Below are 11,212 nucleotides of genomic sequence, written 5' to 3'. Positions count from 1 at the left end.
TACAAGTAAACGCTTACACTTAATCCCTGATTCTCTTTCATTCATCGATGAACCTGTATTTCCATCAGCAGCTTTCCATATATCCTCTTAATATCGCTCTCATCCGGTATCCGCCGATTCGTGGCGATGCCATTACCTGATAAGGCGTCTTTTATCAATAAAGGGATCATCTTTTCAAATTGATCCCCTTCCTGAAAGTACGTAATACCATCCTCCCAAATCCGAAACCGATTATTAAAATGACGCACCTTCATCACGGCACCGATTGCCAGCTTCATAGAGTCGTCCTCTTCACAACCGAGTGCACGGCCGACTTCTGCGTAACGCTCCTCACAAACCCCCAGTCCAAACTCCATGACAAAAGGCATCAATAAAGCAACACTCAATCCATGCAGCAGGTGGAACCGCGTTCCCAAGGGCCTGCCTGCTGCATGTGCTAGATTCGTAGAAGCATTGGAAAATGCAATCCCAGCGTAATAGCTTCCGAGGAGCATATTCTCCCTTGCCTCGAGATTCTTCCCATCCTCGTAAGCCTTGGGCAGCCATTTCCCGATGATCCGGATTGCTTCAAGAGCAAAGAAATCACTCATCGGCGTGGCCTTTGTGGACACATACGCTTCCATCGCATGGGCGAGCGCATCAAGACCGGTATAAGCGGTCATCTGCTTCGGCAAAGTCACAGTCAAAGCAGGATCCAGAATGGCCGCATCCGGAATCAAACTTTCATGCCCCGGGTTCTTCTTCACCTTACTTTCCTTATCCGTGATGACGGTCACTTTCGTTGCTTCCGACCCGGTACCGGCAGTTGTCGGAATCGCAATCAAAGGCAGCCGATTCAATCGCTCCATCTTTGGTATCGAATCAAGTGTCGCTCCGTCATTCACCCCCATGACAGAAAGAGCTTTGGCCAAATCGATAACACTCCCGCCGCCAACCGCTATCACACAATCAGCACCGCACTGTTTGAACTCAGTCAAGGCTGCAGCCAAATGCTCAGTCGTCGGCTCCCCCTCCATTCCTGAAAAGACTGTAGCTTCCAAGCCACTCTCCAGAAGAATGGCTTCAAACCGGGAGTGGAATGGTTCCTTCATTAGCAACGAACCTGTCACCACAAATAAATGCCTGGCCTGAAGTTCTTCCGCCACTTTCCCCAATTCCTGGAATGCCCCGGCGCCCGCCTTCAGCCTTCTTGGGAGCCATAAGTCCTTCATCTACTCAAATACCCCCTCTCATTTTTTTCGTTTCGTCTTCATCCGAAAGACATACATATCGGGCCTGAATACACTCGTGTAATATTCAACAGTGTCCCCCCGAGTATCCGTCATCAACCGTTCCACACACAGAACATTAGATCCAAACGGGATATCGAGATCGACCGCATCTTCTTCACTGACAACCTTGCTCGATATGAACTGCTCCGCTTCCTCCAATTCAATGCCCAAATCGTGTTCAAGCAAGTCATAAATCGTGGTCGCTTCCAGATCATACTCCGCCAGCTTCCTGCCGATCTCCTTGGAATAATAATGCCGTTCGATTGCAATCGGCTTAGCGTCAGCAGTGCGAAGACGCTCAATCGTGTAAAAATCCTCCACATTCAAGATGTCCGCAATCACTCCGCCTTCTTTTACCACCCGGCAGCCGAGCAGCTTCGAACCCGGTACCATTCCCATCTTCCTCACCGTATCCGTCAGGCTATTCAGCGAATCCAGCCATTCATGCACCGGCGGCTTCTGAGAAATGAATGTCCCTTTCCCATGGATTTTTTCCAGGATCCCTTCCGTGACCAAATGAGAAATCGCCTCCCGAATCGTCGTACGACTCACCGAAAACCGATCCATCAAATCCCTCTCACTCGGAATCCGTTCCTTATAAATCCCCTCCCCAATTTCTTTTGTCAGAATATCCTTGATCTGCAGGTGATAAGGCACAGGATTGTTTGTATCGATCAAATGGGCTACACCTCTTTCGTGAAAAATACATCGCGACGTCCGTACCAGTATCGACAAAATTTAAAGCCTCGTTGGTGTTTAACACAGGCTGTGCGTATAACTAAGTGTATGAAATTGAAACATGTTGTATGAGTTTTTATTATGTAGTCTTTGTTGAAGTAGTGTTAAAAGAAGTTTTTTGTTTGAAATGTGATTAGTGGGTGAAATCTAGTGAGTGGTCGTATTCTATTCTTTAAATAGAACAGATGATGTAACTAAATAGTATTATATTTCTGAATATTCAGCAAGTTGTTTTTCATATTTTTATCTATTGGCAGATATATATATCGTTACCATTCACATCCCATCTTTTTAAATCTTGTTCCTAACTTGAAATCCTAAAAAAAGAGCATATTCATCCGTTTGCTAAGAAAACGAATGAATATGCTCAATCTTCCTCCCACTTACGAAAAAAGTTTGTTTCATTTTGACTGAAAAAAAGTTCACTTCAACAGTTATACTTGATCCACCCAGTACATCTGCTTGTTTCCAGTTGTCAGATCCACAGTTTCAATATAATCCGGCACTTTATCAAATGTGTGTCGGGCCCATTTTACAACAGATTGTATGAACGTTTGGATTTGCTGCTCCATCGGATAGACTACATACTTGCGGACGCTGAATTGTACAGTACCCTGTCTCACGATCAAGTATTCCACTGAAAAATGCTGATGAATTTGTTCATCATACATTTCCCAGAATGTGCAGACCCACTCATTCTGGTGTGTTATTTCCTTCTTATCTATACTTTGCATTAAATGATCAATGATTTGGGCCAACGATATATAATAGCATCCATTTGAAGGGAATTCTTTCCGATTCAAAGTAGATTGCAAATCGGAAATAGCACTCAACACAGACAGCATCGTCCGCTCACTACAAGGAAGCTGATATACCTTCGATATAACTTCATCTACAAATGATTGCAGGTCATCCTTCCAGTTACTAATCATCACTTACTCTCCACTCCTCTTACTATGTATGCATATATTTTAATTGATAATGATTATCAATGTCAATAATATGATGCATTACCAGTAGCCAAGCCTCCTTACGTTCCTGAGTACCTTAGTGATAAATCATTTATAAAAAAGTAGAGTCGGAACCGTCCCCACTCTAGTCCAATCTCATTGAAGCAAGAATGTTTCAGCTAATTCAACCTGATCCATCAACACCACATTAATGCTCGTTTAACTGAATCACTACGTAGAAAAGGCAGATGACTGCCTGATCCCACTTCACCTCGATCTCTGATGGCCTCGGGTTGGAGTTAAATGGGGACGGTTCCCATCCTACTTTAAAAGGAGAGTGAATCGTCCCCTCACATCCTTAGAGTGAGATGCTTACCGACAACCGTTTAAAGATTTTTCGACATGTAGCTTGAATAGTCAAAATGTGGCATGTAAATTTGGAAAGTGGCATGTAAATTCTAAAAATGGCATGTATTTTTAAAAAGTGGCTTGAATGTGGTACAAAACGGCTTGAATCGTTTGTTTGGAACACATAAGAACCAGCTCCGCGGCTTACATCCATCCTCTTACCCGGGGTCTATTGCGATTTATGCTGACTTTTCAGGATTTATGCTGAAAAAAATGAGTTTATGCGGACTTTTCAAGATTTATGCTGACTTTTTTCGTTTTATGCTGAATTTAACAAAAATATCCAAATTCAAACAAGACATTTTCAGTTAAATCAGGACGGTTCCCATCCTACTTTTTAGTTATCTATAAAAAACGTTCTCTTTGCCACCCGATATATATTTGCGAACAAAAAAATAGAGCGGGAACCATTCCCGCTCGACCCTAACTCAGCAAACTTCCCCTCACCCAAGCCCGATCCCGAAAAGGTCCGATTGGTATTTGAATCAAGGTGGTCCTGCCCTCTGAATCCAGTTTGTAAATCCGATCCGTCAACGTCGTATCAAACCCAAGCAGCGGGTGTCCGCCAAACCCGGCAGCGGACGACGCCAAAAGCAGTCGCTGTACAAGCATTCCGGCTTCCATTTGCATGATTCTGTAACCTCTGTATCCCAGGGTGTCCTTATCGTAATCTTTGTTCCCTATGATATGAAGGCACATTGGCACCTGAAGCAAATTTACGTTATCAAGAGACAGGCCCGTTTGCAGCTGAAGACGATAATCCCCTGTCCCGATTTCCCGCAGTGAATGGCGTTCGCTGTCATATGCGTATGCGCCATTTTGTATGCCTTCCACATTATAGAAACAGCCATAAATTGAAACACGGGGTACTCTATCGTAAGAAACATCGTCTATGTCACTTCTAAAAGAGTGAGCTGAATTTTTCAATAAAGCAGCCAGCGCCTCCTGACTGACCTTCCCCATGACAAAATCCAGTTCCGGTGAATGGCGATTTTTGCATGCTTCAGCAAAATCATACGGTAAGCACTCGATCTCGGGCAAATGGATTTCTTTCTCTCCGGCTCTAAGCCCTAGTTGTCTCCCGAGTTTCTGGAAATCACCTGTACAATCTACTTTGGAAGCTTCATTTACTGCCAGTAACATAGGAAACTTTCTAACCTTTTCAGACCGTTCAAAGTGTTCTGCTGAAATGGCCGGCAGCTCCCGGCATAATTCGTCAGCGGTTGATGTCCTTGCTGTTCCCCTCCCGTTTCCAGCCCAATTCGTTGCAGCAGCCGAAAGTGGGATGACGCTATAGACGTTTTCCTCTTCCTCGGTCAGTCCAAGCAGATGGTTGAACGCTGAATCCAGAAATTGAACATACACCCCTGACTCGAATCCAAACCGTTTCGCCGTTTCCAGCAGCTGTCCCATCAGGACGCCGGCATCCAGTCCCTGCAGCCGGTAGGAAAAGTTATTGTATTTAAAAAAGTTTTTCCAAAACCTTGTGGAGACAAAGGCTGTGCCGAAACACGATGATATGTCGCAGCGGTTGCCGAGTGCCCGTTCTACGTACGAATCAAAATTCCCTTCCCTGAGTAAGTCGAGGCGATGACGGGCGGCATCATATTGGTAGATTCCATCGGGCAGATCATCCAGCTTCAAATAGAGGTATAGTTCATTCGGATACAGTGCCCCTCCGGATGGAGCAAAACGCCGATAGGAGTGGATGGGGTAAGATTCCTGCTCGGGTAAATCATCAGGCTCCATCGACTGGCTCACCCCCGTGATGCCATAAACATACCAGAGAAAATGACCGATCCTTTCTAAATTGGGTTTTAACGGCGGCTGGCTCCCGGTTAGCGATAGCGGTACTTCTAGAGACAATGGCACACCTCGCAATCCCCGGTACAGCTTATAGGGAAGAGGCGCATCCTCCCAGTCCGCTTCCCAGTTCGGCTGATTGGCGCGCTCGATATTAAATTGCAAATTGTGCAGAAATTCTTCCAGACTCATCCTCCTTACCTCCCAGCACCCTAAGGGAACGGATGCGGTTTTTGATTGAGCTCTTCAAATGTCAATGGCCGGTCGGCATATCCCAATTCCGCCGGGACGTTAAGGACCCTTTCAAGTCCTGTCAGACGGGTAAGATGCTGCCCGAATGTCATGGGAAGCATGCCGGGAATCAATACTTTCACACAGTGCAGGCCGTTCTTTTCAAGTTCAGGAGCGGTTTGGTCAACGACAATGACATCAAGGTTCCGGCTTCGGAATGTGGCAAGAATATCCTTCAGGTCATCTGTAAGATCTATGTGATCGGACGTCCATTTGAATTCCTCCTGGAAACTCCGCAAAGGCAGGCTGTCGTTCAGTAAAAACCCCAAACGTTCTTCCGCTTGCGGCAATCCATACAGCATGCCATGATCATCCATCTGCCTCACCAAAGAATCATCGTAAAGCATTTTTTCATAGTTTGCCTTGTTCTTCTCCAACTTTTCATCAAGATTCAGCATCATCCCGGCAAGCTCCTGGATCGCGCTTTTTGCCGCCCTTACAGGATCCAGGTGGGCACCTGCCGCGAGGATCAGATTCAATCCTTCATCCTTCCTGTTCTTTGCCATCGCAAAGACGCTTGGAATTCCGTGCTCCATTGTGGAGTTATACAAATAGAGATCATACCCTGCGACTGCACGCATGCGTTCAATCATTAACTCCAGCTCCTCGTCCCCTGCTGTAAGAGGATCAAGACGCGGAAGGTTGAGCTCTGCATACCAGGTCAAAAGGAATGAATCCCGTTCGACCACCTCCATGATTCCATAAAAAATCGCTTCTTCCCTGCTTCCGCCAAGGGCACAGCCATTGGACGTTTCATAGACAAAACCGGATGAGCCGCAGCCCAGACTGTAATAGCTCAGGAGCTCAGGGACGAGAATCTGCTGCTCTTCGATGAGTGAATAACCCCACACCCAGTCAATCTCCCTGTCAGGGTCAAACTTTTCAAATGGGAAACCCGCCATAGCGTACTGTTCGTCAGAGTGCACGCCGACCTTCAGCGGATTGAGTGCCTGTTCTTTCACATTCCGGTAGCTGTCATGGATGACAGTTCGTTTGCCGCGGGGCTCCAGCCCGCAGTGACGCTCCAATCCTTCAAGGATGGCAGTCAGCTCGCTGTCCGAGTAGACTTGCGTCCGTCCGGCCGTCCCTTCATCCCCGGAGAGCATCGGCATATTCACACTCGCATCCGCAAACGGCGTCACCAGATCATACATTTTGCTGTTAAAAAGTCCGGTCCGGTTATCCAGATAGTCTTTTATCAAAACTTGTTTCAGTTCACCCAGGGGAGTACATCGGAAACTGACCCTATCGATTTTCGGGCTTGGCTGAAGGGAAACACGGGCTAATTGCGGCGAATCATCCGGTATCAGGCTGCAAACCCGGCATAATGAGTCGGGAACGAAGGAGTGCCAGGAGCTGTTTAATGTTTTCAGTTCGGTTAAACAGACCCGTCCTTCCGAATGTGCCTTTTCACCTTCAAGGACCCTGACAGCTTCAGATGCGATGATGTGAGCCATATGCAGCAAACCGGTATTCGAAGCCCATGGGTCTTTCATCATCCCACCGACTTCAGCGAGTTTCCCTTGTACCTCCCGCATCTCATGTCGTTCCTTTCCTCCAAGGAGTCGCCGCAGATCTGCACATTGGGAGCATCCCGGTGTGCCGGGCCGGACCAGGGGCCCGATGATCCCATCCCCAAACGCAACGAAGCCTCTCAGCCACGGTACCTGAGCCTCCCTCATCACTTCTTCTGCCTGATGATGAACAGCTGGATTCCACGCGTCATCCAGGGCCAGCACCAAATCCGTACGTGCAGGGAATCTTTTTTCAAAACTGCTCTGCCTAAACACGGGATACCGGGCTGAAATTTGCGCACAAACACGGTCCGCAAGCAGCCCCTCCCCCACAATCACCACGAAAGAACTCATTGGATTTCCTCCTCTCGCAGCAGCACAGCAAACACACCCTCAAGCTCCTGTTTAAAAACAGGTTCAATATCCAGTTCATACACCGTTAACTGCTTCTGATTCCTTTTCAAAGTTGCGATTGCATCTTTTAGGTTTTCAGGCTGGATACCGTCTTCATTGGCTGGAATGACTATTCTTTCTGCACTACTTTCCTCTAACAAAGCGGAGACCGGTTTTGCGTCGAAGGCGTCCAAATCGTTCTGAGCTTGAAATAATGCATGCTGCAGAGATTTACGCAGCGCCAGGGTGAGAGATAAACCGGTATTTCCATACCAGCCCTTCTTCCCCCGGACATAGACGACAGGAAATCCAGCCAAATCCTTACCTATTCCAATTTTTGGCTCTTCTTGCATCGTGCTCAGTGCCTTTAGATAAAAACGGCATCTTTCATCCTCAACCCCATCTAATTCCAGACGGGTAATGGTACTCTTTTGAACCGATTCCCTTTTTCTCAGCCCATCAGTCAAACACTTCTGAAAACCGCGTCCAACGCATTCTGCAAATGTCGCACCCGCTCCGATGGCCATGTATTCATCTGTCCCATGAGGAACGACCGTACTTCCCAATCTTGAAGCGTATGCCTCTACTCCTTGTAACCCCGCTTCCCGTCGTGCTTCTTCATGTGTCAAGCCGCTGCAGATTACCTCATTCAGCAGTTCTGCCGGACCCCCGGACAGGACATCGACCGGCTGGACACGGCATTGAGCAAGTGGAAGCTGCTTCGTATCTCCTTCCTCCCATACATGAAAAATCCCAGTCTCTTTTGACGTCAGCAGACTGAAGAAATACAGCATTTTTTCTCTATCAATTCTTTCAGAAGCCTGTTCCAGCCGAGTTTCCAAACTCTGAACAACTTCAGCAGCTCCATTCCCAGTCTCCAGCGGATGCGGTAAAAATGAATGCCAGCTCCCTTCAAGCGTTTCTGCATCCAGGAGAAAAATTCTGTTTCTCTGATTGGATTTTGTCACTCCTGTTACCTCTTTGAATAATTCAAAGACAATCATGTTCGCAAGCATCGCTCCGGGAATCGCCGATTGGGCACGAGCCTGATTTTCTTTTCTTAATGCAGTGGTGTGAATGCGTCCCCACGCAGATTCCCAGCCAGCCTCGGAATCGGGATGGATGATCGGTCCGGCAATTCCTTTCTGTTTGTTGCAAACCGCCGGAACAAACAGCTTCTTATCCTTCCTGCAAATGGCATGAAGGAGCTCCAATTCCTGGAGGTTTTCGTTTTGGGTCACATATAAAATCGAATCGAACGGCTGCAGGGTCTCCCGCCATCCGTCTTCACTGAATCCGATTTCTACAAGCTCCAGCTCCGGATCTGTTTGACGGGCATGGTCCACAAGCTCCCTTAGCCGCCTTCTGTTCGTGGGCATCTCATCGGTCATGAGCACCTGCAGATTTGACAATCCAGAGTCAATCAGCGATGAAACCAATGAAGTCAGAAAAGGACCAGACCCCACTGCCAGGACATTTGAATCGCGGTAGATCTCAAACCTTGCAGCTCCCGAACCTTCCAAACTATCGACAAATTCAATCTGTGAGGCGAATTTTTTCACTGCATGTTGGGGCAGCTCGTGCGGCAGGTCCCTGCTCACATCCCGTACAAACCCATTCCCATGCAAAACCTCCGCGATTTCCATCACCCTGTTTTTATATGGACCAGGCAGTCCGTTCGTCAAATACTCAAGAGAATACTCCCCATTGAACATCGGCAGCAGCTTCTCAACCCATTGATCAATCCCGCTTCCTTCCATCCGGAAAGAGCATTGGTTGTTCCTAAAATAAACACCGCTGTTTGGTTCAGGGAGGTAAAATGTATCCCTCTTTACTTTCAATCGCATAGAAGGGTCCAATTTTCCCATATCGCTCCTCCTTCCCCCCGCAAATATCCATTTGTATTGTGATTATCTTTACATCGTATGAGTCTTAATTTGTCCTTTATGTATAAACAAAGGCCCCTGTATTGAAACCTACAGGGGTCCTTTTGAACACTATATTCTAAAAGCTGATTAACGCCCGCAGCGTCCACATCTGCCGCATCCTCCGCATCTTCCACATCCGCCACAACGACCGCATCCGCCACAGCCTCCGCAACGGAAGCATCCACCGCAGCCAAAACAGCTGAAGAAGCATGCGAAACCAAATCCAAAACAGCCTCCAAAACCAAGGAAAATACGTTCGTCATTCGGATCATACATATGTTGATCCCAAGATACAGGCTGTGTTGCCTGGAAATCACCTACATTCAGACTTTGAAGTTCATGGTGAAAATTATTCATCCTCTTCATTACCTCCCAAATAAATTAGCCAATGGCTCTCACACAATTAATCTTTCTAAGAAAAATATTCTGTCATTAGATACATTCACTAAGAATGTGAACACTCCCAAACAATTTATGTCATTTTGCTGGGTATTGTTACTGATGCAGAAGCCTAATTTATAGGGACATAATGTAATGGAGAACACAAAAATACTCCAGTCAAGGGACTGGAGTTTGGACTATATATCAGGGTTTATGGAGTTAAAACGGCTTTATGGCTTTCTCGTTTTTACCAGTTTGAGGCTGTTTTTCAATTCTTCTTTCTTCCGCTTCCTTAGGAATGTTCTTAAGGTGTTTATTTACTTCTTCCACTTGATTTGTCGTTCTGATTTCATCCATTTTCAAAACCTCAATTCACTAAAATTTTTGATAAAAATAGTATGCAGCAGTAAAGGAGATTTTATGTCTCCTGTAGTCAAAATCACATGTTTTTTAGCACCGCAATTTACAAGCTTTTTTATACAGTGTTATTTAGAAACGGAACCTAGAAACAACTTATGTAATAGTGCGAGATGCTTGGCGGCAACAGTCAATTATGGACGGTCCCATCCTACTTTAATGGGTAGAGTCAATCGTCCTCTTTCTATCCTCTTTATCATCCTTATTTAGCAAGATGCTTGCGGTAACAGTTTAAAGTTTTTTCGACAAGTTGGTTGATATATGGGAAAAGTGGATTGTATTTTTGAAATGTGGCACGTAAATTCGGAAAGTGGCATGTATTTTTAAAAAGTGGATTGAAAGTGGTTCTAAGTGGATTGAATCGTTTGTTTGGCGGCCATAAGAACCGCGTCCGCGGCTTACATCCGTCCTTAGACCCGGGTTCCATTACGATTTATGCTGAATTTTCAGGATTTATGCTGACTTTCTTGGACTTATGCTGAAAAAAATGAGTTTATGCTGACTTTTCAAGATTTATGCTGACTTTTTTCATTTTATGCTTAATTTAACAAAAATATCCAAATACCAAGATAATTCTTATTCCTCAGAAGCACGAGAAAGAATTGTCACCGCTCTTCTTGAGTAGGTCAAGTTACGCTGTCTCCCCAACCCGCCCCGTGCCTACGGAAAAGAAGCACGGGAACCTCTCCCGCGCCTCTTAAAAAAGTAGAGTGAAAACCATCTCCACTCTACTCACACCTTTATTTTCCGCCCCTTCCACGTCACAGAATGAAAAACATTCACCCGGATGAAGGAATATAGATAGACTCCTGCGAAAAACAAAAACAGTATCGGATAAAAAGGGAAAATCGCCCATCTGAAATTACCGACCCTGCGGGCAAACCATGCCATTTGAATACTATAGAGGATATACAATGCCCCACCCAAAAACATGGTGATGGGGTTCCATTCAATAATGGAAGAGATAAATGCACCCGCAGTGGTCAAACTGCCGGAAATCCAGACGATGACCATCAGCATAACGACTGGATGAGTAGACTTGGAACCGACGGCAAAACTTTTGCACCAGCCTTCGATAAGGCTTCCCAAGCCTTCCGGGTACATGCGCAACGAGATGA

At 46.1% G+C, this 11,212-nt stretch carries 8 protein-coding genes and 1 pseudogene; all 9 read right to left on the bottom strand.

The genetic code is table 11. The features are described from left to right. Positions 1–41 precede the first annotated feature (41 nt). Positions 42–1,211 (bottom strand): iron-containing alcohol dehydrogenase, encoded by a 1,170-nt coding sequence (locus ACXAFV_RS19830; protein ID WP_475129009.1) that lies wholly within the window; start codon positions 1,209–1,211, stop codon positions 42–44. An 18-nt stretch (positions 1,212–1,229) separates the two neighbouring features. Further along, on the bottom strand, positions 1,230–1,949 hold the full coding sequence (locus tag ACXAFV_RS19825; protein ID WP_475129007.1) for a GntR family transcriptional regulator: 720 nt from the start codon (positions 1,947–1,949) through the stop codon (positions 1,230–1,232). Positions 1,950–2,443: 494 nt separating this feature from the next. After that, positions 2,444–2,941 carry a hypothetical protein gene (locus ACXAFV_RS19820; RefSeq protein WP_475129005.1) on the bottom strand — a complete coding sequence of 166 codons (498 nt, stop codon included), beginning with the start codon at positions 2,939–2,941 and terminating at the stop codon, positions 2,444–2,446. Between the two features lie 849 nt (positions 2,942–3,790). Beyond that, on the bottom strand, positions 3,791–5,362 hold the full coding sequence (locus tag ACXAFV_RS19815) for a SagB family peptide dehydrogenase (RefSeq protein WP_475129004.1): 1,572 nt from the start codon (positions 5,360–5,362) through the stop codon (positions 3,791–3,793). Positions 5,363–5,382: 20 nt separating this feature from the next. After that, positions 5,383–7,329 (bottom strand): TOMM precursor leader peptide-binding protein, encoded by a 1,947-nt coding sequence (locus tag ACXAFV_RS19810; protein WP_475129002.1) that lies wholly within the window; start codon positions 7,327–7,329, stop codon positions 5,383–5,385. Further along, positions 7,326–9,236 carry a putative thiazole-containing bacteriocin maturation protein gene (locus tag ACXAFV_RS19805; RefSeq protein WP_475129001.1) on the bottom strand — a complete coding sequence of 637 codons (1,911 nt, stop codon included), beginning with the start codon at positions 9,234–9,236 and terminating at the stop codon, positions 7,326–7,328. Before ACXAFV_RS19805 ends, ACXAFV_RS19810 begins: the two co-directional genes overlap by 4 nt. A 147-nt stretch (positions 9,237–9,383) precedes the next feature. Then, complete coding sequence (locus tag ACXAFV_RS19800; RefSeq protein ID WP_475129000.1) at positions 9,384–9,653, bottom strand: heterocycloanthracin/sonorensin family bacteriocin; 270 nt, start codon at positions 9,651–9,653, stop codon at positions 9,384–9,386. Between the two features lie 243 nt (positions 9,654–9,896). Beyond that, positions 9,897–10,034 (bottom strand): hypothetical protein, encoded by a 138-nt coding sequence (locus ACXAFV_RS19795; protein ID WP_475128999.1) that lies wholly within the window; start codon positions 10,032–10,034, stop codon positions 9,897–9,899. A gap of 792 nt (positions 10,035–10,826) precedes the next feature. Continuing rightward, positions 10,827–11,212, bottom strand: a pseudogene (locus ACXAFV_RS19790) (glycosyltransferase family 2 protein); the annotation flags it as partial.

It is taken from the genome of Rossellomorea sp. ABR4_012 (genome assembly GCF_056159545.1).
Note: the sequence above shows the minus strand (reverse complement) of the source record. Positions and strands in the feature narration are given on the sequence as shown.

Bases quoted from the DNA above. Each gene is read 5' to 3' on its own strand.
- ACXAFV_RS19815 (WP_475129004.1), bottom strand. From the start codon at position 5,362: ATGAGTCTGGAAGAATTTCTGCACAATTTGCAATTTAATATCGAGCGC.
- ACXAFV_RS19805 (WP_475129001.1), bottom strand. From the start codon at position 9,236: ATGGGAAAATTGGACCCTTCTATGCGATTGAAAGTAAAGAGGGATACA.
- ACXAFV_RS19820 (WP_475129005.1), bottom strand. From the start codon at position 2,941: ATGATTAGTAACTGGAAGGATGACCTGCAATCATTTGTAGATGAAGTT.
- ACXAFV_RS19795 (WP_475128999.1), bottom strand. From the start codon at position 10,034: ATGGATGAAATCAGAACGACAAATCAAGTGGAAGAAGTAAATAAACAC.
- ACXAFV_RS19800 (WP_475129000.1), bottom strand. From the start codon at position 9,653: ATGAATAATTTTCACCATGAACTTCAAAGTCTGAATGTAGGTGATTTC.
- ACXAFV_RS19830 (WP_475129009.1), bottom strand. From the start codon at position 1,211: ATGAAGGACTTATGGCTCCCAAGAAGGCTGAAGGCGGGCGCCGGGGCA.
- ACXAFV_RS19810 (WP_475129002.1), bottom strand. From the start codon at position 7,329: ATGAGTTCTTTCGTGGTGATTGTGGGGGAGGGGCTGCTTGCGGACCGT.